This is a genomic window from Moryella indoligenes (genome assembly GCF_030812885.1).
Taxonomy (GTDB): Bacteria; Bacillota; Clostridia; order Lachnospirales; family Lachnospiraceae; genus Moryella; species Moryella indoligenes.
In genome coordinates, this window is sequence record NZ_JAUSTO010000004.1 from 126,476 (window position 1) to 149,678 (window position 23,203).

Below are 23,203 nucleotides of genomic sequence, written 5' to 3' on the forward strand. Positions count from 1 at the left end.
ACGCTCCTTTTTCCGGACAATTCTGCCCAATAAGCCCGACGGACATCTTCCGTCGGGCTTATTGTAGCATATTATTTCCGCTATGGCTAAAGCAATATGAACTGTTACCGAAGCAATGATTCAAAAAATTCTATACAAATCAAAACCCCATATCCCGATACACCATTTCTCCATTCTTTACCGTGAGCATAGGCCGATACAGCTTATGTCCTGTGAATACCTGCTGATCCTTATCTCCATAGGGCCTGTCTCCGTGAACTGTGTCGCAATCTACAGGTCTAAACACCGTAATATCCGCAGGATGTCCAACAGTCAAGGAACCAGCCCTGTCTAAAAGGCCCAGCTCTCTTGCCGGATTCACGGTAACGCATTCCACCACTTTATCAAAGGGTATTCCCAGCGCCGCATATTTTGATATCTGCATGGCAAGATTAAAAGCGGTTGGCCGCAGATACATACTGAGCCTTGTCAGATCTGTGGCGATAAAATCCGGATAGAAGCCCTGCGCAATCGCCGCCCGCGCGACCGGAAGTCCAAAGTGCGCGCGCGCATCTGCCGCCTCAAAATATACTCCCCTTGCTCGCGCAAGGTATGCAGCCTCCAAAATCTTCTCCTTCTCATCTATAAGAGATGATCCAATGTTCATGTACATATGGGTGATTGTATCTCCGGGTCTAAGGATATTCAGAAGCTCACTCAGCGGTCCCGGAGGATTCGTGCAGTGCACCATGACAGGAACTCCAAGCTCTTCTGCCAACTCCACTGTGGCTTCCAGCGGCTCATAGCCCAGCTTTCCCACGATGGGCGCACTGGTACGGAGCTTCAATCCTGCCAGAATGTCTCCAAAGCTGCGGAAGCACTCCCGTATTCCCTCTCTGTCCCAGTGGGCAGGATCCACATCCTCCAGACAGCCGGGAAGAGTATCCAGTCCGGTGGTTGTCACATTCAAATAGGCTCTCACGGAAAGGCGCATCTGCTCAACCGCTCCGTGGTGCGCAATAAAATTTGCACAGCCCGTGCTGCCTGCATCAACCGCCGTGGTGACACCTGAAGCAAAACAGACCGCCTCTGACGGAATACCGATTCGTGCGAGCGGCGCGAGGTGCGCATGATGATCGATCAGACCCGGCAAAACATAGCAGCCCTCTGCATCAATCACACGATCCTTTTCCCCCGGCTGCATTGCTTTCTCAACGCTTACGATCTGTTTTCCCTCTATTGCAAGATCACAAACAGCATCCACATGATTCAGAGGATCTATTACACGTCCATTCCTGATAATCAGCATATTTCTACTCTTCTTTCCGTATATACCAGCGACCAGCCCCAGAAAGGGCCGGTCGCCAATGAAAGATCCGATAAAATCAGCCTTCCTCTTCTTCCGTATCAAAGATCTGGCCTGCAGCTTCTGCTTTTTTCTTATCCTGTATATTCTTTCGCACTGTCATAGTGCAAGATATAACAGTAATGATTAAAAATGCCATGGCGATCGGACGCCCAAGGAACACAGACCAGCTTCCATGCCCTGCCTGAAGCGCCTGGCGCAGATTCTCTTCGAACATGCTCCCCACGATAAAGCCGATAATCAGCGGCGTGCTCGGTATCTTCAGCAGTTTAAACAGAAGCCCCAGCAGACCAAAGAAAAGAATGCACTGTACATCAAACACACGACTATTCGCAGAATATCCGCCAACACAGCACATGACAAAAATACAGGGCAGTAAAATGTGCTTTGGGATATCGAGCAGCTTTACAAAAACAGGAAGACCGAGCCGCTCAAAAATCAGCATGAATACGGACGCAATCAGCAACGCGAGATAGATACCATACACGTACTGGCCGGATTTATTGAAGATAAGCGGCCCAGGACTGATCGCATGTACCTGAAGACCACCAAGAAAAATGGCAGACACAGTATTGCCCGGGATCCCCATGCATAACAGCGGAATCATGGAACCTCCGATGACTGCATTGTTGGAGCACTCTGAGGCAATAATTCCATCAATGATTCCAGTTCCAAACTTCTCCGGATACTTAGAACGGTTTTTAACCGCTGTATATGAGATCAGACCTGCAGTGGATCCTCCGATACCCGGCAGAATACCAATGCCTATTCCGATTAAAGCGGAAATAATCGTGTTCGGAATCTGCTGAAAGAACTCCTTGACAGAAAGTCCGTATCCTCTCAGCTGATACTTCTTTGTCTGTCGCTTATCGGCAAGATGCTGTCTCTCAAAGCCAGAGAGGATGATATCTGTCACTGCGAAGACGCCGATTAACAGAACTGTGATATCAAAACCGGACATCAACTGATAATTTCCAAAGGTGAATCGCACCGCCGCATCAATCGGGGCCATTCCAATCATGGACAGCGCAATGCCAATCAATCCTGCAATCATTCCATTCAGCATATCCTTGCCGGAGAGAGAAGCAATAATAGAAAGTGCAAATACTGCAACCGCAAAGTAATCGGCAGCGCTGAAGAGAAGACAGACGCGCGCCAGCAGCGGGGAGATAAACATCAGAGCCAGAATTCCGATCACTGAACCAAGAAAAGAATAAAGTATGCCAACGCCAAGCGCTCTTCCGGCCTCACCTTTTTCCGCCATAGGTCCGCCATCAAAAACTGTCGAAATGGAGGAGGGCGTCCCCGGGATCTTAAGCAGGATCGCAGAAATCAATCCTCCGGAAATACCTCCCATATAAAGCCCCACCAGCAGCGCAAGTCCCTGTGTGGCTTCCATGCCAAAAGTCAGAGGCAGGAACAGAACCACTGCCATAGTGGCCGAGAGGCCTGGTATGGAGCCAAAGATAATGCCTATCATCGTACCAAACCAGATGAGGAACAGGCACATCGGGTTAAACGTATTAATCATTGCTTGAGCAAACATAATTGATGTACCTCCTCTTTCAGAATCCGAAGACGCCCTTGGGCAGCGGCATCTTGATCGCATAAACAAACAGCGCATCTATTGCGATCGGCAGCATAATCGAAATAATTGCAAACAAAATAGGTTTTCTGTTCTCGCTGTTACTGAACCAGGTGATCTGTGCAAACAGGTAAACCGCACTGGAAAGCACAAAACCTATCGGCTCGAAACAGAACATATAGAGCGCCATCATAGCTATGGTTACGACACCACCGAGCCAATCAGAATCCTTCTTTTCTTTTACCTCATCTGCCGGACTTTTCCCCGTTACAGTAAGGATCAACTTCGCTACAGATACGATGATGAGGCATATTGCAATAAATGCCGGAACATAGCCGGATCCCACATCACTCTCAATCTTATGCTTGACGCCCAGTGCCTGAACCAGCATGAACGCGCCAAAGAGCAAAAATATTATTGAGGTCGTAAGATTACGCCGCCTGTTAGTCATACTCTCTTCTCCTTAACCCAAAGTACAGAAATGCCGCCCCGACCCAAAGTCTGGGCGGCAACTCCTCATTTAATTACTCGAGTCCCTTTTTCAGCTCCTCGACTTCAGCCGGATCCTCTGTATTCATCGTTGCCGCATCACGGAACAGCGGCTCAGCATAGTAGGTTTTCAACACCTCTGCAAACTCCGGATCCTCTGTAACTTCTTTACAGGCTGCCGCCAGCTTATCGACAATTGCCTGATCCACGCCCTTCGGGAACTTCACCTCGTACTTCTTCGCGTTGACGACATCAAATCCCTGCTCCTTGAAGGTCGGGAAATCGATTCCGCCCACTTTCTCCTCCGCCATAATGCCAAGGCAGATCAGATCTCCGGCCTGAATATAGTCAGCCACATTCATGTAATTATTCGCACAGAGCTCAACCTGTCCGCCAAGCAGCGCCGCGAGGCGATCTCCGGTAGAGGTTCCCACGTCGATATTATCAAACTGAATTCCTGCCTGCTTCTCCAACTGCTTTCCTACATACTCTGTGGTGGAACCAAATACTGTGGAGTAACGGATCACACCCGGATTTGCCTTCGCATCCTCGATCATGCCGTTCAGATCCGTCCAGCCGCGGCTGTACTGCTTGTACTTACCGGTAGGAGAAACCGCACAGAGTGCATAGGTCTGATCCAGCGCAACTGTGGCTACATTCGTGAAATCATCCGTATAAGAAAATTCTGCAGTTCCGGTAGCCTCCTGTACAAGTGCTGCACCGGTGTGGCAGAACAAAATGGTATTTCCATCCGGCTTCTTCCCCATAACATCCATGGCCGCAACCATGCCGGAGCCTCCGGTCAAATTGGTGACAACAAAGGTCTGCCCCAGCTTCTTGCCGACGCGATCAAACAGTGCGCGGCAATAGGTATCGGTATCTCCGCCTGCATTGTACGGCACCGTGACATTGACTGTCCCGGTCGGCCAGTCGGTCTCTGCACTGCCAGCAGCTGCTGCGCTTGTATCCGCAGAGGTATTCTCGGATGCTGCTGTGGTCGCCGTTGATCCGCTGCCTCCACAGGCCGCAAGAGATGCCGTCATAACAGTCGCAAGAACCACTGAAATAAGCTTTTTCATAAAAAACTCCTTTCCATACACTTAAATATTTACTCCCTTTTGTAATTTGTTTCTTATTTATCTTTTGACACTTACCACTATTTACATATTAAGCCTTATTGTAATTTGTTTCAAGTATTTTCATTATCTTTGTATCATTGCACATTTTTTTGTGAGGATTTTTGTGCAGTTTTTTATTTTGACGCAAGCTGCTTCCGATTTACAATATGGATCACATCGCGGCCCTCACAAAAATCTTTAATATCCTGCACCAGCATAGGGACAATCACATCTCCGATATCCGCCGTTCCACCGCCCACATGCGGTGTAACAATGATATTCGGATTCTGCAGGAGTTCATCCTCCGGCATAAGTGGCTCGCGCTCCACACCGTCCAGACCTGCCCCCGCAAGCTTTCCGCTCTCTACCGCCCGATACAGTGCACTGTCATCAATCAGTCCGCCCCGCGCAGTATTAATCACAATTGTCCCCTGCTTCATCATTGCAAGCTGCTTCTCTCCTATCATGTGCTGCGTCGTCTCAAGCAGGGGCACATGGAGGGTAATAATATCGGACGCGCAGAGCAATTCCTCCAACGGAACATATTTCATCCGAAAGCGCTGTTCCATCTCCTCTGAGAGACGAAATGGATCGTAATAAACAGTCTCTGCACCAAAAGCGTGAACCTTCTCCGCTACCTGCCGTCCGATATTTCCCCCGCCGATGATGCCCACAGTCTTTCCAAACAGACTGAACGAGCTGTTCAGATAAGTATTTTTACTCCACACGCCCTCACGCAGACTCTTTGCATGGCAGAAAAGCTTTCGTCCTACTGCAAGCATCAGAAGCACTGCGAGCTCTGAGACTGCATTGGCATTGGCTCCCGGCGTGTTCGTGACAAGGATGCCTCTCTCCCCCGCGGCCTCAATATCCACAGAATCGAATCCTGCGCCCCAGCGCATGATCATCTTGAGCCTCGGATTTCTTTCTATGATCTCACGCGGCGCCTTAAAAATGCGCAGTATCATAATCTCTGCGTCCGTCATCTCCGCGTATTTCTCAGCTGTATCCACGGCAATCAGCTGAAACTCCTGCTCAGGGAGGGCTGCCCGAAGTTTTTCAAAGGTGTATGCGGGATATGTACCCGCAAGAATGATTCTGTGCATTGGCAATTTCCTCTTTTCATCCTGTAAAATGCAACTTTTTTGGTATTACCCTCTCATCTCCTCCGCGACCTCCCGCATCAGCTTCTCCGAGGGGCTCTTCTGGTCCCGCTTCGAGACCTCTGCAATCAGACGGAACAGATTCACATTTTCTTCTGACGCAATTTCTCTGAACTTCTTCACAAAGCTCGAGTGGCAACCGGAAAAGCCCAGAGTCAGATCAAGCGGCGTGACAGGGTTGTGATAGCTGTGCTTTGCCATCGCAGGCTGTAATCTGCTGTCAACGAAGTCCAGAAGTCCAAAAAGGTCCAGCTCCTGCATCTCCCCGCAGCGCTGCATCATGGCTATACAGAGCTCCGTTGCCAGATTTCCGGCGCTTCGCGCCATCCCCATCAGACCACAATCCAGAATATCCGCTCCGTTCTGGTATGCCGCCAGTGCATTTGCCGCAGAAAGACCAAGGTTATTGTGCCCGTGAAAGGCCACCGGTATCTTCACGGCTTGTTTCAGCTTTCGCGTGTATTCCGCCGTCTGTTCCGGCATCATAGTTCCGGCAGAATCCATAATTGTGATCTCATCGAGCCCCGCCTCCTCAAGCCGTCTTGCCTCTTCAGCAAGCTCATCAGGGCTTAAGATATAAGCCTTCATCAACGAATAGAAACACTTAAGACCCGCCGCCTTGATATCCTTCACAGTCTGGATTGCAATGCCTGCATCTCCCGCATCTGCTCCTACGCGAAGAAATGCGAGTCCGCTCTCTTTTGCAAGAGCAACATTCTTCTCGCGATAGCGCTTTGCATTGAGGAACATCCCGAGCATGGATCCTCGGTCCAGGTACTTCCGGGCAAGCTCAAGATATCTCACATCCGTCTCCGCTGCAGTAAAACCCGCCACCTCGTAAGCACCGATTCCTCCGGCATTTCCAAACTCAATGATCGGAACTCCTGCTGCTGTCAGGCCATCCAGTACCATATCTGTAATCTCTGCGTCAAAACCCTTTCCGACTACATTTGCTCCGTCCCGAAGCGTACAGTCCATCAGGCGTATCCCCATTGCCTGCTCCTCCTTCCAAAGGCCTTTCCCACTCTGCATTTCTTTTTTATACGCCTTATGCTATCATCGCCTTATAACAAAATCTAACAGTATATTTTTCTATTTCTGACAATATAAATATTGTGGATTGGAGCGCAGAATGAATCTGAAAAGCATAGAATATTTTCTGGTCGTCGCGGAAGAGCTGAAGGTAACCAGGGCTGCTGAACGTCTTCACATCAGCCAGCAGGCATTGAGCAGTCATATCCGGCGGCTCGAGGACGAATACGGCGTGGCACTTTTTGAACGAAAACCTGTGTTCCGTCTCACCGTCGCGGGAGATCAGCTTGTATTCTACGGAAGACAGTTTCTGAACACGGAGGGTAATATGCGCGCCGCTTTCTCTGATATCAGCGAAAACGCCCGCGCTACACTCCGCGTCGGCATCTCCCGCCTGCGTGCTGAGGTCTTTTTCCCGCTGATATGGCGCTTTTACCACCCGCATCATGAGAACATTTCTATTGAGCTGATCGACGGTAACAGTGCAAGCATGATCGAGCAGCTGGCTCTCGGAGAGCTTGATCTGTACATCGGGGTGGATATCCCACGGAATGTCAATCAGAAGGCGATTGCGCTCTCCACAGAGCGTATGCAGTGTGGTTTCACAGAAACACTGCTGAAGACTTGCTATCCCCTCAGCTGGATGGAACTCCTGGAAGATTTTTCAAAAAATGGGGTCGATCTGCGAAAGATATCCCGTCTTCCCTTCATTGCCCTGCGGCAGAGCAATCGCCTGCGAACTACTGTGGACAGTGCGCTTCCCGGCGATCTGAAGCTTCGATATATTTTTGAATGCAATCAGCAGGAGCTGATCTACCAGCTCGCCCGCGCCGGGGACGGAGCCGGACTCATCTCCCCCGTCATGCTATATCAGCATCACCGGGATGAGGATGCCGCGGGCCATGACTTCCGGGTATTTCCGCTCTCCGAAACCATTCCTGCAAACATATGCTCTCTCGTATATCGCAGCGACCATATGCTTCCCGCCTATGCCAGAGACTTCATTCAGGACAGCTGCATGGTCTTTCGCAGCTATACCCGCACGGTTGAAAAGCGCTTCCAGCTGAAGAAACAAGTATAAATTAATATGCCAAAATACCGCCGGCTGATCTCTCAGCCGGCGGCACCGTTTCCTTACTTTCTGATGGCCTTCCAGCCGAAAGTGCTGTCTTTGTTCTTTAAAAATCAAACATCCCGGCCGGCTGCTTGTCCGGTTTTTTGGTGTCCATGTAGGTCTTCGCGGTCTCATAATCTACATCATTGATGGGCCAGGTCGGCCGCTTGCCCTCATAGACCTCCTGAACTCCCATCGCGGAGAAATAAGACGCTCTGTGTGCAGCTTCGACAGTATTGCCGCCAATGTGCGGATACATGATGACATTATCCAAGGTGAGAAGCGGGTTCTTCGGATCTACCGGCTCCTGACGAATTGCGTCCAGCCCGGCTCCTGCAATGACGCCGTTCTTGCAGGCCTCGTAGAGATCCTCCTCCACAACCAGCCCGCCTCTCGCAGTATTGATGAGAAACGCAGTCGGCTTCATTGTGGCAAGGCGCTCCTTATTCACCATGTTTTTGGTGACAGGCGTGCTCGGTGCATGCAGAGAAACATAGTCGCACTCCTTGAAGATGCGATCCAGATCACGCACAACCTCGACACCGTCCGGGAAGTCTGCTGCGGGCTTATAGGGATCATAAGCCAGGACATTCATCTCCAGCGCCAGAGCCCGCGTCGCGACGCGACTGCCGATATTTCCGCAGCCAACAAGTCCGAGTGTCTTTCCGTTCAGCGTGTTCTTTCTTACCTTCAGCTTTGCTGTATAAAAATCGTTCACCCAGGTCTTATGAAGTACGGTCACATTTCTGCTGCACTCGAACATCAACAGCAGCGCTGTCTCCGCGACGGAGGTGCTGTTTGCAACCGGCGCGTACAGGGTCTGCACATTGTTATCGCGGCAGGCCTTCAGATCCACTGTATCAAAGCCAGCGCCGTGACGGACGATCACCTTCAGGTTCGGATTTGCCTCGATGACCTCTCTCGTGATCGGTGTAATGCGAACGATCATAGCATCCGGCTGATGCTTCTTCATGTCCTCCAGCACATCCTCGGTCTCAAAGCCGTGCCCCATGATCAGCTCATGCCCCGCATCCTCAAGAAGCTTTCTTCCCTCAGACATAATCTCCTGCGGCAGTAAAATTTTCCAGGCCATACACTCTCCCTCTCCGGCACATCTGCCGGTCTCTCTGTAATGGGTTTCAGTTTCTCGTCATTTCCTCTGCTGCTTCTACAGCTCAGACGCGATACAGATCATCGATGATCTCAAATTCCTTGCTCTCCAGATTCTTCATAACCCAGTCGCGGTTAATGGTTCCGAGCCGCGTCTTCTCCAGCTTGCCCTCGTCTGCCGCCTTAAATTTCTTTGCATCCTCGAGGATCACAGCCGCATCATTTCTCGGAATTACAATCACACCGTCCGGATCCGCCAGGATGATATCGCCCGGCTCCACACTCACGCCTCCGCATGAGATCGGAACATTGACCTCTCCCGGTCCCTCCTTGTAAGGGCCGCCCGGTGTGGTTCCGGTCGCATAGACCGGAAAATCCCACTTGCCGATCTCGTCGATATCTCTGATCGGGCCGTCCAGAACAATGCCGGCCACTTTTTTCTGAAGGTAGAGGTATGCCATCATAATCTCTCCCATGAGTGCGCGGGTATTGTCTTCCTCATTTGATACAACAAGCACATCTCCTTCACTGCAATAATTCAGTGCTGCGTGAAGCGCAAGGTTATCGCCCGCACGGCACTTTACAGTAAACGCCGGTCCGACCATCATCTGTGCCTTGGGACTGCTCACCAGGTGAATTCTCGGATTCATGGCACAGTTTCTTCCCATGACATCCGCCGTATTGGATGCAGGAATCTCCTTAAACTGCTTTATGATCTCCGGATCAGGTAAATTTCTCTTCAGATAGATTCTCTTTCCTACTGCCATACTGCCACCTCCGACTCTCTGAATTTTCTGTGTCTCCGGCTTCCGCCACCTTATTTTTTCTATCTGATGGCATCATACACCCTTATGTAACTTGTTTCAAGTATAATTATAATATTTTGCAACATTGTACAAATCTTCATTTTGTTTTTGTGCAGGATTACAGACAGAACAAATAACAGCTGCCATGCAGATTCGCATGACAGCTGTCCATAAACTTCTCTGTTCTGTTTTATTTAATCAAACTTCAGGTACGCGCCCTCCATGGGACTGGCCGCGTGCTCACTGAACATCCGCAGCACACCGCTCTTATACTTCAGCGGACGCGGCTTCCAGTTCTTTCTTCTCTCTTCCAGCACTGCAGCGATCTCCTCTGCACTGCGCCGCTCCCCGGCGATGCCCACAATATTCAGGCGCCGCTCCATGATATTGATCTCAATCAGATCGTCCTGCTCCACCAGCGCGATGGGGCCGCCAGCTGCCGCCTCCGGGCTGCAGTGCCCGATCACCGGTCCTGTCGATGCGCCCGAGAAGCGTCCATCCGTGATGAGGGCAATGCTTCTGCCGAGCTCAGGATCCGAGCTGATCGCCTCGGAGGTGTAGAACATCTCCGGCATTCCGCTGCCCTTGGGCCCCTCATAGCGGATAAAGACTGCATCTCCCTTCTGTACCCTGTGATGCAGCACCGCATCGAGACACTCCTCCTCACTGTCGAAGGGGCGCGCTTTCAAAAGTGCTGTAAACATCTCCTGCGGGCAGGCCGTATGCTTGATCACCGCCCCCTCCGGCGCAAGGTTTCCGTAGAGAACCGCAATGCTTCCGTCTGTTCCGAGCGCCCGCTCTGCCGGACGGATGATGTCCCCTCTGACCAGCTTCAGTCCATACTTCTCATTCGCCTTGTCCAGCCAGCGCTGACACTTCTCGTAAAAGCCCTCGCGTTTCAGCGCATCAAGATTCTCTCCCAGTGTCTTGCCCGTCACAGTCATAACATCCAGATGCAGCACATCCCGTATCTCTTCCATAATTGCAGGAACCCCGCCCGCATAGTAGAAGAACTCTGCCGGCCACTTTCCGGAGGGGCGCACATCCAGCAGATACCTTGCTCCGCGGTGCAGACGGTCAAAGGTCTCTCCATTAATCTCTATGCCGTACTCGTGTGCGATCGCCGGGATATGCAGCAGCGCATTGGTGCTGCCGGAGATTGCCGCATGCACCAGAATGGCATTCTCAAAGCTCTTCATGGTCACGATATCTCTGGGCTTTAGTCCCATCTTAGCAAGTGCTACAGCCTGCACGCCCGCGCGGTGGGCATACTCCTTCAGATCCGGGCTGGTTGCCGGAAGCAGGGCGCTCCCCGGAAGGCTCAGCCCCAGCGCCTCCGCCATGATCTGCATGGTGCTCGCAGTACCGATAAAGCTGCAGGCACCACAGCTCGGACAGGCATTACACTTCGCCCAGTTCAGCTTCTTCTCATCGATCTCACCGCGCTCGAACTTTGCGCTGTACATGCCGAGCTGCTCCAGCGTGAGCAGCTCCGGTCCGGCACTCATGGTTCCGCCCGTCACCATGAGGGAGGGGATATTGACACGCGCCATTCCGATCAGATTGCCTGGCATGCCCTTGTCACAGCTCGATATAAAGATCCCGCCGTCAAAGGGCGTCGCATTTTCATGAATCTCTATCATGTTTGCGATCATCTCCCGACTGGCAAGACTGTAATTGATGCCATCGGTACCCTGACTCTCACCGTCGCAGATATCGGTACAGAAGTACTTCGCGCCCTTGCCGCCTGCCTCCTGCACGCCGCGCTTCGCCTCCTCCACAAGGGAGATCAGATGGCCGCTTCCCGGGTGACTGTCGCCGTAGGTGCTCTCTATCATAATCTGGGGGAGGGCAAGCTCCTCCTCCTTCCAGCCGGTTCCGATCCGCAGCGGATCCAGCTCCGGCGCCAACGTTCTCATTTTCTGACTGACCAAATCCATACTTACTGCCTCTTTTCTTTCTCTGTGACACGGAGCAGGGCATTGGCCGGGAGAGAAGCATCCAGGGTCTCTCTCTCTGCCATTCCGTCAAAAATACGGCTGGACTGCTCCTCATCTCTGCCGTGCTCCAGCATCAGAGTTCTGGCGCGATCCGCATTGTGCCGGCTGATCGCGTCGGTAATCATCGCGTGAAAATAAATTCCACCCATATATCCAAACTTGTCATTTACAAAGAGCTGCATCTCCCGCATATTGAGAAGCGACTCCAGGCACTGCATAATGAGCTTATTCCCCAGAAATTCAGCCAGCGCCATATGGTACTCCTTATCCTTCTGAATAAAGAGCTCCTGCTGCCCGATGAGCTGCTCCTGCTCCCGGTTGATGCGCTTCAGCTTCCGCACAAGCTCCGGTGTCGCAGCCTCCGCCACATAATAGGCGATCTCCGGCTCGATCACGTTTCTCGCCTGACGCCACTCCCGGAAGGTTTCCTTTGTCATTTCGTCTGTCTGACTCAGCGCATTCAGGCGCAGCTCCTTCGGTCCGGGAATATAGACCTTGTCCGAGCGGACAAAGGTCCCTCTGCCGTGCTGACTCTCAAGTATGCCCAGTACATTAAAGCGCTGCAGTGCCGCCCGGACACTCGTTCTGCTCACACCGAGCAGCCTGCAGAGCTCATTCTCCGAGGGGATTCTGCTGTCCAGCGGCCACTCTCCGCCGGCAATCTGCTCCTTAATGTATTGCATCACCTGTTCCGTTACCTGAGAAGCCTTGTGCATCCTGAAGCCGCCTTTCCATCATCAAACTGGTGTTACAACTTTATTTAAACAGAATTTTCCAGCTTATGCAACCAGCGCAGGAAGGGTCGTGCTGAGCGGCGGGAAGTAAGCGACCAGCATCATCACGATGAAGAAGAGCAGAATCAGCGGCCACATATCCTTAACCAGCTTTGAGAGCGGAATATCTCCCACCGAGCTTGCGATAAAGAGCGTCGCGCCGACAGGGGGGGTAATACCTCCGAAGATAAAGGTTAACACCATGACCATGCCGAAATGGATGGAATCAAAGCCCAGTGCCGCCGCCAGCGGCTGAAAGATCGGCACCATGATGATTGCAGCCGGAGTTGTGTCCATAAAGCAGCCGATGATCATCATTGCAAGTATCATCAGGAAGAGGATCAGGTAAACATTGGTCGTGAGTCCTGTAATCCAGGCGCTCAGCTTGTTCGGAAGCTTCAGAATCGCAACACAGTAGCTGAAGATCGAGGTCGCCGCAAAGATGAGAGAGCTCTGTCCCACGGTGAATGCTGTCGATTTCAGAGTTTCATACATATCCACAACACGGAATTCTCTGTAATAAAAGACACCGACCAGAATACCATAGAGTCCTGCAACCGCACCGGCCTCTGTCGCCGTGAAAACGCCGCTTAGCGTTCCTCCGATAATGATACCGGGCATAATCATCGCCGGAATTGCATCCTTTGCCGCAAAGAGAAGACGCTTTCCATTGAACTTCGGACGATAGTTTCCGTCGCAGTTCACCGGATCACGCTTCGCCTTATAGAAGCAGAAGGCCATCTGGGAGAGGCAAACCATGAGTCCCGGAACCATACCTGCGACAAAAAGCTTTCCGCAGGAAATTCCTGTGATGGAGGAATAAAGCACCATCAGGATGGAGGGCGGAATGATAGAGCCTATCGTCGCAGAAGCACAGGTGATCGCCGTCGAATAGGACCTGGAATATCCGGCCTCCTCCATTCCTGCAATCTCCATGACGCCCAAAGAGGCGACATCTGCAGAGGTCGATCCGGAGATGCCGGCAAACATCGTGGATGCGAGGACATTCACCAGTGCCAGACCGCCGGGCAAAAAGCCCACGATTTCCGATGCAAAATTAAAGATACGCCTTGTGATTCCGCAGCGGTTCATGATCTCTCCCGCAAAAATATAGAGCGGAATCGCCATCAGTGTGAAATTGTCCGCTCCGGCAAACATACGCTGCGGTATTGTGAGCAGATCAGCTCCGCGGCTCAGAAGATAGAGCGTGGAGGAAATTCCCATCACTGCCGCTACCGGAATGCCAAACATTAAAAGTGCAAAAAAAGCCACCAGTAAAATCGCCATTACAACAGTTCCTCCGCTTCCTCTTCGCCGCGTTTCTTTGTCTTGATGCCCAGCTGATACTCAACAACATTGAGCAGTGATTCCAGGCATATTCCAACGCTGCCCACAAACATGATTCCGTACGGAACCGCCATCGGGATCTGCATCGCAGAGGATCTTACCGCTACGTTTGCAATTGTCATGCGGAAGGTCTCATAGCTCAGGAGACCGAAGAACAGAGTCATCAGGACACGCCCCGACTGCTCCGCGATAAAGCGAAGCTTCGGAGACATCATCCCAAGAAGAAAGTCGACCTGAATATGCCTGTCCTCTCTCGTCGTAATAATGGCGCCGAGAAAGATAATCGATACGAAGCAGTAGCGCCCCATCTCAACAGAAAAACTGATCGGCTTATTTAAAAAGTAACGCATCAAAACATTTAGATTGGTGATGCCAAACATCAGGAGAAAGAGCACCACAATGAGATAGGTGACTGCCTTCTGCGTGAAATTCTGAAAACCTTTAAAGCCCTTCATCTCTGCCTCCAAAGTCGGTGAGTGTAATCATGGTCGAACAGAAAGGCCGGGTGAGCGAGCACCCACCCGGCCAAAGTACAGCTCTCTTACTTATTTGCCTGAACCAGCTCGAACAGCTTCTTTGCTTCCTCAGACTGCATGAAATCGTAGTTGGTGTAATCGATCTTTGCTCTCATGGACTCGATATCGGTCTCGACAAAGGTCATGCCCTTCTCCTTCAGCGTCTCACGGTTTGCCTCGTCGGAAGCCTTGGTGCTCTCAAGACCGAAGTGGGAGGTATCAAGACCTGCCTCGATCAGGATCTGCTGCTCATCCTCATTCAGCGCGGAGAAGACCTTGTCCGACATGGAGATGGTGGTCGGGGCATTCAGGTGGTTGGTCATGTTGAAGTACGGAGCCACCTCGAAGAAGGAGTTGTGCAGGCAGGTATCCGGTGTATTCTCCATGCCGTCTACGACGCCTGTATCAATTGCGGTATAAACCTCACCCATCGCAAGCGGAGTCGGTGCAGCGCCGAGCATCTTGAAGGTATTCACATACAGAGTGGACTCCGGAACGCGGATCTTGAGTCCGGCAAGATCATCTGCGGTCTCGATCGGCTTTGTCATGTACATATTGCGGAACGCCATCACATAGTAGCCGAGGTTCTTTACCTTCGCCACATCGAGAAGCTGCTGGTTTGCATACTGCCCTGCCTCGCTCTCAAGAACCTTCTCGACCTGATCATAGTCCTCATATACATAGGGAAGAATGAGCGCGCCAAGCTGCGGGATAGAGTTCGTATAGAACTCAACTGCAATAATAGCCATATCCAGAGTCCCCGCGGTCAATGCCTCAAGGTTCTGCGCCTCGGAACCCAGAGAAGACCCCTCGAATACATCGACGGTCATCTTTCCGCCGGACAGCTCGGAAACCTTGTCTGCAAAATGATGTGCGACATCTGCCAGTGCGCTTCCAGCAGTCGCAGTGGTCGAAAGGGAGAAGGTATGCTCCCCGATATTGTCCAGGTTTACGCTGCTCGCCGCCTCCGTTGCTGCGCCCTCCGCCGCTGCGCTAGTCTCTGCTGCGGTGCTCTCCGCCGGTGCCGCCGTGGTCGGTGCGGACACAGAGCTGCCCAAACATCCGGTCAGAGTGGTAACGGTCATTGCTGCTGTCAGAAATGCTGCCAATGCTTTTTTCATTTGTTTCTCCCTCTCTTGGAAAAATTTGTACTACAGGTTTCGTCAAAACATTAACTTGTATTACATCTATGGAGATTATAATTTTTGCTCAGCGCTCTGTCAATACAAACCGTTCCCGAATCATAATTTTCTATATTTTATCTATTTTTACGCCCGATGTTTGTGCGTTTTTACAGAAGCACTTTTTTACAGAAGGGTTGATCCTTCCTTGGGATAGTTTTTAATCTGAAAGCTGCACTGCGCTCCAATTTTCACAAAAACAGCGGCCTTCCGTTTTTTCGAAAAGCCGCTGTCTATCACTCATTACTTCTTGGGCAGGTCAACAGCCCTTAATTCATCCACGCTCCAAAAGCTCCGACTCTATAGCCGTCCGGCGTCCAGGTATCCTGTAACATATCTCCACTTTCAGAAAGATAATACCACTGATCTCCGTCCTTGATCCACCCAGTTGCCATCGTACCATCCGGATTAAAATAATACCATTTTCCGTTAATAAAGCTCCAGTTTGTTTTCATCCGTCCATTCTGCTCCAGATAGTACCAGCGCTCCCCGCTGTACTGCCAGCCGGTGCACATATGTCCTGCTTTATCAAAGCAATACCAGTATCCCTGCACTTTTCTCCATTCTGCGCAGACATTGCTTTCATCATTTTTCCTCAATTTCCAGCCCTGTCTGTCCTTCGTCCAGCGTGAAACCGTCCACATCAGCGCTGCCCGGCGAAATGCGGAATGTATTCCGCTGCCTCCCGAAGATCTTCTGGTCTCTATATCTTCTTTATTCCCGGACTGAATGTCCTGCTTGTCCTTCGGCACAGCATCTGGTTGTTTGCCTGTGTTTGTCTTTCCCCCTGTATTCGGAAGCTCTTCCTGTTTTGCATCGGAGGGGGTTGCATTAGACGAAGACGCCTTAGATCCATCGTCCTCCCCATCCAGTTTATCTCCGGAGACTTCCTTATCCTTCAGCACCGCCCGCAGCACTACAGCGTGCGCCGGCATAATGAAGCGCATACCCTCCAGCTTGCTTCCATCCAGCAGAAGCTCCTGCAGTTCCTTCCTGCTGTCTGTGATCTCCGCAAACACCTGAATTTCTGTGCCCTCTGCCGCCTCGTCTGCCGGAATGGTGCTAAGCATAACGCCGTCTGTCTCCTCAAGCCTGATCTCATAGCTCTTCGGCTTTTCCCTTTCCGTCAGCAATGCATAATAACTGAAGTGATCCACGGTCGTGCAGAAGCAGCGCTTCGTCTGATCCATTTCTCCGGCGAGCCTTCCTGCGCGATTCGCCTGCCCGGAGAGATAGAAGAATGCCAGTCTTTCTGCCTGCTCCTGCTGCTCCTGATTCAACTGCAGACTGAGCTCCAGACGCTCTCCACGGGGAATCGGAACCTGCTCATGCTTCTCATTTTCGAGATGGATTTCATACAGAACCGCTTCGCCCTCCGGCAGAGAAGCCATTGCCTTTCTGAGCTTCTCCGGCACTTCCTCCACCTTTTCCGCGATGAGCTTCACCTCCTGCCCGGCAAGGCGAGAGCTTGCCGGAATTCTGATACTCACATCTCCGTCTTCATTCTGCAGTTCCCTTTCCACTGCCTGCGGGAATGCAGTCTTTCCATAGCGAAGCTCTATTGTCTGGGTCTTACGGTCAATCTGAATGATCTGTACAGGACGATCTACAAAATAACCTTCCTTTCCGCTGAGATCTGCCGTCAGCCGATAGCGCCCATAGGGAATTCCCGAAAGAACAAGCGGGTCAAAATACGGATCCGGCAGTTCAAAAAGAAGTTCCTCCGATTCATGATCCAGCGCTTTCAGGCGGAATACATAAGGCTTTTGACCATAGGGCCCAAACGCAAATTTTGCTCCGTAATCATCTCCCCAATTCAGTCGGATACGGATACTCCCACTCTTTTCGCTGCTCTCCAGCTTCTTCCAGCCAAAGCGAATATCCGCCGTTCTGTTATCAGGTCCAAGATGCACGACAATCTCCGGTCTTTCCGGTATGTACTCCGCACTGTCATATTTCGGGCGCACTCTCCACTTTCCATAGCTCAGCTTTTCGCCGCTTTCATACGTCTCGCCCTGAAGATTGACAAAGATATAGTCTGTGACAAAGTTCTCTGCTCCCTCCGCCATCGTGGTCACATGAATACTGCCAAAATCCTCCGCACCTTTTTTATAAATATGGAAATCCGGTGTCACAGTCTCACCAGAGGCATCGCGCAGATCGACTCGCTTGCTTTCCGGTACACTATAGTATCCTTCCGGAAGCACCGGGCGCAGCTGGTAAACCGCTGCCGGAAGTATGCTGAAATCAGTGAACTTCATTCCATCCCAGGAATGCTTTTTCTCTGCCCCCTCTTCTGCCTCCGCGTCAAAGACAGCCTCATAGCTGATCTGATCCAGCGTAAGCTCTTCCGTATGCAGTACAGACTTCGGATACATGGCACCGGTCTCCGGACCAGCGAGCAAAATCGGATGCTCCTTGCTTCCCAGATCCCTGACCACACCTACCTCGCGACCATACTGCGTCTGCGCTTCAATCTCAATGACAGGTTTTTCCGGAATCAACTTCCAGGCTCCCGCAGCATTTCTAAGGCGCAGGGTCCATCTCCCCCTGCTGAGCTTGACAGATCCATACGGAAGTCCACTGAGGCTTGCCAGCTGCTTTGTCCCCCCGAAGCTCATGCTTGCCTTTGCAGGCACCTCCGTCCCGTTTTCATCTGTCAGGACCACCTCCGGTCTGAAGCCTGACGGCAGCCTTCCATCCGCCGTAGACACCTGAAGCATAATGTCACGAACCTCCAGCGGCTTCTGCGAAACCAAAAGGAAGGTGAGCTCTGCCTCCGGATGCTCTGCACTGATCTCAAAGCTCTGCTCGAGCTCTTCTCCCTTGAAGAGCAGCGTCCGCAGCTTCAGCTTTGCCGTATAACTTCCGTAGCACAGCTGCTCAGGATTCAAAACAATATGTCCATCCCTCGCATCCGTGACCGTCACACTGTAATCATCCGCTGAAAGCTTCTCAGGATCAATTTCAAGAGTGTTTCCTGTCTCTTCATTCTTTTCCATAATCTTTATCTTCAGCGAGCCAGTCTGCCCCTCCGCCATCAGCGTAGCAAGCTCCTGAAGATATTCATTTCCCGCATAGTCGCGAATACAAAGGTTGACACCTGCGCTCTCCTCTGTGGACAGCACCAGCCTTCCGTCTGCCGGCGGTACGATCCTCTTTATCTCCGTCACATTTCCGCTTCCATCGACCTTCTTCAGCGAAATTTCCGCAACTCCACTCCCGTTCTCTGTTACCTTAAGCGCGAGCTGCTTTTTCCCGGCATCTATCTGTACGTCCGAAACAGCAGGCCTTGTGTTGTCCACAATCACATCGTACGCATAGATCTGCAGCGCGGCATTCTCCGCAACAGGCATCACTTCAAAGATATAGCGGTATATGCCTTCCTCCGCCGTCTCTTCTCCTTTGGTTCCATTCCACCTGTATTTCTCAGATTCAGAGTACAGCATACCAGCAGAGGCATTCTGCGCCGCTGCATAGTTCTTCCTTCCGACCGCTATATTTCCGTTGCTGTCTGCCTTTCCGCTGTAGTTTTCCTCACCGGAATATACTGTTTCGCCCTGTGCGTCCTTCACAGTGATTCTGTCGTGATAGTAGGGAGCAATAAACACGCCGCGGAATTGCACATAGTCGTTTCGTCCATCTCCGTTCGGGGAGATGGCGATCCGCTTTCCATCAAAGCTTCGCTTTGCGCCGGCATCCTCAGAGAGCTTTTCTCCCAGCACAATCTCTTCGTGATCTGCCTCAGAGGTCAGGCAGGTAAAGGCATTCCTTGCATCGCTGTTCTGCGCGTGGAAATATTTCGGAGCCTCTCCCGCAGCTCCGACCGGCTGCGCATAATTGTAAATTGCACTTTCCAATACCGGTGTGTCTGTGAAGGCCTTATTCTCCGGATGGCGGAATGCAATGTAGGGCACGCCGATATCATTTTGCCCCTCCGTCAGGCTCCGGAGGCGCACGAAGCCCTCTACAAAATAGCCGTTGCGGAAGCACTTTTTCAGGCGTTCATCCTCCGATGCAAAGCTGACCGGAACAGAGACCTCCACGCTTCCCATAGCCGGAACTATGTAAACTTCGTTCCCGCTCTTCGGAGAAAGAATCTCCTGCACCCCCGCCGGTTTGATGAGCTTTGGATTTTTCCCGTCCAGCTGATCTGTCTGTACGGTCAGCTCCGACAGCTGAAACCGGAGTTCCCTGCTTTTACTTGCATTATGCAGTGTAAACTTCAGGCTGAAGTCCGTATTGATCGCGCCGAGGTTTATTTTCGCCGTCGGCTCCGCATTCAGTCTGTCCGGCTGCTTCGCTGTAATATAGGCATAGGAACGCAGGGTATTCCGTTTATTCATGACGCCTGCTCCCTGCTTCCGCGGAGAGGTATAGTGCCCCTCTCCATCCCTGTGCGGCACGGCATTGCTCATCAGCATATTTTTCATAAACATGTACTGCGTATTTTTGTCCGTTCCGCCGGCCTCCGGCAGCTTTAAGTCTCCGTCCTTCCGTATCCTCTCGGCAAGAAGCGCCGCGAGAGAGGATACCTGCGGTGCCGCCATGGAGGTTCCACTCTTATCCGCAAAGCCTCCTCCGGGCTGCGCCGCCCAGACATGTCCCCCTACTGCGGCGATTTCCGGCTTGAGATCAAATTCCGGGGTGGGGCCCCAGCTTGAAAAATAGGAGAGATCCCCGGCACTGTCAATTTTGAAGCCTGCGATCTCGCGGTGAAGAACTATCTTTTTCCCATCCATGCCCTTCAGAAGAAGACCATCCCTTTTTCGGATGAATACCGCCGGAATCGCCGGATCATGGATGCCCATGTTGATCCAGTCCCCGGATTCCTGATCGTCGTAAATAATGGCAAGACGCGCGCCGAGATTGGCGACGCTCGCAACCTTTTCATCAAAGCGGCGTTCTCCTCGCTCGATCAGCACCGCCTTTCCCCGCAGCGCTCCCTCCGGAAGAGCTGCCAGTTCCTCAATTTTGGCCTTCCCTGCCTCCGTATACAGCGGAAGCTCCAGCCCGTATGCGCTGCTGGCCGCCTCATCTGTCGTGGGATAGTACGCAATCCTTTCTCCTTCCACCTCCAGATATGGCAGAGATACTGTTTCGCTGTCGATCGAAGCGACGGCTATGACATCCCCTGCAAGTGCAGGGGCCGAAATCGTGCCATAGTTCGGCTGATCCGCAGTCGGAGGCATGAAATCTGCATCCGTCAGACTTTCATTTCCGGCTGAGGCATTGATTGTGACTCCCATTTTTTTTGCGGCAGCTATGGCACGCAGCAATTCACTCCCCACGCTCTTCAGTGTTGCAGCCGGCACACCGAAGCTCAGATTGATGACATCCGCTCCCAGAAGCAGGCTGTCCTCGATCGCACGCGCATATTTCGCGGGCTCGGAATAATCGCTCTCTCCCGCAAGCACACGCATCGCAATCAGCTGTGCCTGCTTTGCATCGCTCCGCACGACAGAGGCAGCAATTCCTGCGACGTGTGTTCCGTGAGAATTGCCGTCTTCATTGATCTCTCTGCTGTTATTGGCATAATTATAGCCATATGCATACTTGTTGCTGAACCACTTTCCCTTCAGAAGTTCTGTTCCCGCAGTTGAATTGATCTGTGCAATTCGCTCTTCCATGCTCTTTGCATCAGGATATTTTGCGCCTTCCGTATCCTTCATGTCGAAATCCGGATGTGAAACGCTGAAGCCAGTATCAATCACCGCAATCACAGTTCCACGACCACTCAGTTCATCGGGTTGAAAGGCTGCACGCTCATGCACATCCAGCGCACGCCTGCGACGGATACGTCTCCCGGGTCTGCTCTGCCAGGCTTCTTCTCCCTCCAGGCTCCCTACGTCAATCGCAGCAAAGTTCGGAGAGATGCGCAGAATTTCACTCATGGGCGCCAGCGCTTCCAGCTCTGCTGCTGTGAGCTCTGTCGCAAGGGTATTTCCAAGGACATAGGTGACTCCCTCATAACAGAACTCATGTCCCAGCCGTGCCTCTGCGCGCATCGCAAAGTGCTTCTGTTTTTCCACTGCCCCTCCAAGCTGACGGAGTATATCCTTTGAGAAATCACCTTCGTCGCTGCCATCTCCCAGCGCTATGATGACCGGAATTTTTCCCTCATAGCTGTCAAGCGACTCTCCTTGTTTCAGAGCGCCCTGCTCCTTCATCCGCTGCTCCAACGCTTCCAGCTTCGGCTCAGATGCAGCAGCCTGCGTCTCCGCATGCACCGTAAACGACTGCGGCCACTGCATTGCTGAAGTCATCGAAACAATCATCAGCGCTGCAAACAGCCGTTTGACCATCCTTTTCATACCCCTGCCCCCTGCTTTGAATGTATTTTTTCTGCTCGCGCATCAACAAAATACATATTAGTTTGCCTTGACTAATTTGTCAATTCAAACTCTTATCACACAGGGCGTTCTGTAACAAATGAGAACGGCTATCTCCAGCTTGTACTATTTCCTGACACAGAACCCCGCCTGAAATACCTGACAGTCCGTATTACCGACAATGGTATTGGCAATTATAATTCCAAAATCTGACAGAACAGAATCTGCTGAAAATTCTCCTTCAAAGGCCCAGAAGCAGCTCCGGAATCCGCCGAAACATCATCTGCAACTCCTCTTCCGTGAAACCCTGCGCGAGCAGCAGCTTTGCATATTCCAAAAGTCCCTCATCAAAATAAGGGGACTTCGGCTGTCCAAAATCAGTTGAGAGATATACATGCTCACACCCCACGGCGCGTATCTGTGCGGCGATTTCCTCAATCGAGGTTCGCCCATAATAGCTTGTGAAATAGCAGTGCTCCACATAAGCTCCCAGCGCGACAGCCTCCTTCTGCTGCTCCAGGCTGTAGCAGTCTGCCGGATTGTCCGCGTGTGTCAGCACTGCTTCACAGCCCTGTGCACGTGCCGCACGCACCAGTGCCATTCCTTCCTCTGCGCTCATGTGTCCCGTCGCGACCACCATGGAATACCGCCGCGCCGCTTCCAGAACCTCTGCCACCTCCGGAATCAGCTCTTCCTGCACATCCAGAATATAGATGCACTTTTGCAGATCTGCCTTCTTTCCGTTTTTTTCTGAAATTCCTGATACTTCAGCGCATCCATGGTCGGAAACCAGACAAAGCGTCCGCCGAGTTTTCCACAGGCTTCCACCGCTGAGGCGTTGATTCCGCCGACTGCCCGGTTTAAGGTAATCCCTCCCGCAAGCTTCAGCTCCGGGCAGAGCTCCCTGAGCAACGCCGCTCTCCCTGCCGTCTCCCCGTAGTGATACTTGATCAGGGCGCCGCCCAGCCCTGCTGTCCGAAGGCGCTCCATAAGCTCTATATCCGTACACTTTCTGGAAGATACGTCCGGCGCCGTATGTACATGCATTTCTATTGCATCCCTCATAAAATCATACTTCATTGTTTTCTCTCCTCTCTGAAACACAGCAAAACTCCGCACCCCCTTATCAATGCTATTGTAATTTGACTCATGAATGTGTCCCCCTTCGGCATACTTACGTTGTAAGCACTCAGTGTGAAGGCTTACCTTGCACCGGTTAGAAACGTGCGCCATCAGGCGCACCATAAAAGTATCGCCCGCAAGGAATGCGGGCGGCACACAAACTGACGATCA

Annotated in this window: 15 protein-coding genes and 1 pseudogene; 1 reads left to right on the top strand and 15 read right to left on the bottom strand. The window is 51.8% G+C overall.

Going from position 1 to position 23,203, the window contains the following annotated elements; all coding sequences use genetic code 11:
- Positions 1-139: 139 nt before the first annotated feature.
- The 6 genes from J2S20_RS04430 to J2S20_RS04455 all read right to left on the bottom strand — a co-directional run bounded on the left by J2S20_RS04430 (position 140) and on the right by J2S20_RS04455 (position 6,732).
- Positions 140-1,288 (bottom strand): amidohydrolase family protein, encoded by a 1,149-nt coding sequence (locus J2S20_RS04430; protein ID WP_307253620.1) that lies wholly within the window; start codon positions 1,286-1,288, stop codon positions 140-142.
- 76 nt (positions 1,289-1,364) lie between these two features.
- Positions 1,365-2,891, bottom strand: coding sequence for a tripartite tricarboxylate transporter permease (locus J2S20_RS04435; RefSeq protein WP_307253622.1), 1,527 nt, complete (start codon positions 2,889-2,891; stop codon positions 1,365-1,367).
- A 19-nt stretch (positions 2,892-2,910) separates the two neighbouring features.
- Entirely contained in the window at positions 2,911-3,381 is a 471-nt protein-coding gene (locus tag J2S20_RS04440) for a tripartite tricarboxylate transporter TctB family protein (RefSeq protein ID WP_307253625.1), read from the bottom strand.
- Between the two features lie 73 nt (positions 3,382-3,454).
- On the bottom strand, positions 3,455-4,498 hold the full coding sequence (locus J2S20_RS04445) for a tripartite tricarboxylate transporter substrate binding protein (RefSeq protein WP_307253629.1): 1,044 nt from the start codon (positions 4,496-4,498) through the stop codon (positions 3,455-3,457).
- A gap of 173 nt (positions 4,499-4,671) precedes the next feature.
- A complete protein-coding gene (locus tag J2S20_RS04450; RefSeq protein WP_307253632.1) occupies positions 4,672-5,643 on the bottom strand; it encodes a 2-hydroxyacid dehydrogenase in 972 nt (323 codons plus the stop codon).
- Between the two features lie 45 nt (positions 5,644-5,688).
- Positions 5,689-6,732 (bottom strand): beta/alpha barrel domain-containing protein, encoded by a 1,044-nt coding sequence (locus J2S20_RS04455; protein ID WP_330692754.1) that lies wholly within the window; start codon positions 6,730-6,732, stop codon positions 5,689-5,691.
- 100 nt (positions 6,733-6,832) lie between these two features.
- Between J2S20_RS04455 and J2S20_RS04460 the strand changes: the two genes are divergently transcribed.
- Entirely contained in the window at positions 6,833-7,813 is a 981-nt protein-coding gene (locus tag J2S20_RS04460) for a LysR family transcriptional regulator (RefSeq protein WP_307253636.1), read from the top strand.
- Between the two features lie 97 nt (positions 7,814-7,910).
- On the opposite strand, the gene J2S20_RS04465 is transcribed toward J2S20_RS04460, so the two are convergent.
- The 9 genes and pseudogenes from J2S20_RS04465 to J2S20_RS12315 form a co-directional block, all read right to left on the bottom strand.
- Entirely contained in the window at positions 7,911-8,939 is a 1,029-nt protein-coding gene (locus tag J2S20_RS04465; protein ID WP_307253638.1) for a hydroxyacid dehydrogenase, read from the bottom strand.
- Positions 8,940-9,021: 82 nt separating this feature from the next.
- A complete protein-coding gene (locus tag J2S20_RS04470) occupies positions 9,022-9,723 on the bottom strand; it encodes an RraA family protein (protein ID WP_307253640.1) in 702 nt (233 codons plus the stop codon).
- Positions 9,724-9,956: 233 nt separating this feature from the next.
- Positions 9,957-11,702 carry a dihydroxy-acid dehydratase gene (gene ilvD / locus J2S20_RS04475; RefSeq protein WP_307253643.1) on the bottom strand — a complete coding sequence of 582 codons (1,746 nt, stop codon included), beginning with the start codon at positions 11,700-11,702 and terminating at the stop codon, positions 9,957-9,959.
- Between the two features lie 2 nt (positions 11,703-11,704).
- Positions 11,705-12,478, bottom strand: a complete 774-nt coding sequence (locus J2S20_RS04480) for a FadR/GntR family transcriptional regulator (protein ID WP_106611171.1) — start codon at positions 12,476-12,478, stop codon at positions 11,705-11,707.
- A 63-nt stretch (positions 12,479-12,541) separates the two neighbouring features.
- The gene (locus J2S20_RS04485; RefSeq protein ID WP_106611170.1) at positions 12,542-13,822 is read right to left on the bottom strand and encodes a TRAP transporter large permease; all 1,281 of its coding nucleotides are present in this window, start codon (positions 13,820-13,822) and stop codon (positions 12,542-12,544) included.
- The gene (locus J2S20_RS04490) at positions 13,822-14,337 is read right to left on the bottom strand and encodes a TRAP transporter small permease (protein WP_106611169.1); all 516 of its coding nucleotides are present in this window, start codon (positions 14,335-14,337) and stop codon (positions 13,822-13,824) included. The genes J2S20_RS04485 and J2S20_RS04490 overlap by 1 nt, the downstream gene beginning before the upstream one ends.
- 86 nt (positions 14,338-14,423) lie before the next feature.
- Positions 14,424-15,518 carry a TRAP transporter substrate-binding protein gene (locus J2S20_RS04495; RefSeq protein ID WP_106611168.1) on the bottom strand — a complete coding sequence of 365 codons (1,095 nt, stop codon included), beginning with the start codon at positions 15,516-15,518 and terminating at the stop codon, positions 14,424-14,426.
- Positions 15,519-15,847: 329 nt separating this feature from the next.
- Complete coding sequence (locus J2S20_RS04500) at positions 15,848-21,892, bottom strand: S8 family serine peptidase (RefSeq protein WP_106611167.1); 6,045 nt, start codon at positions 21,890-21,892, stop codon at positions 15,848-15,850.
- 259 nt (positions 21,893-22,151) lie between these two features.
- Positions 22,152-23,155 (bottom strand): annotated as a pseudogene (locus J2S20_RS12315) (DUF6282 family protein).
- Between the last annotated feature and the right edge of the window lie 48 nt (positions 23,156-23,203).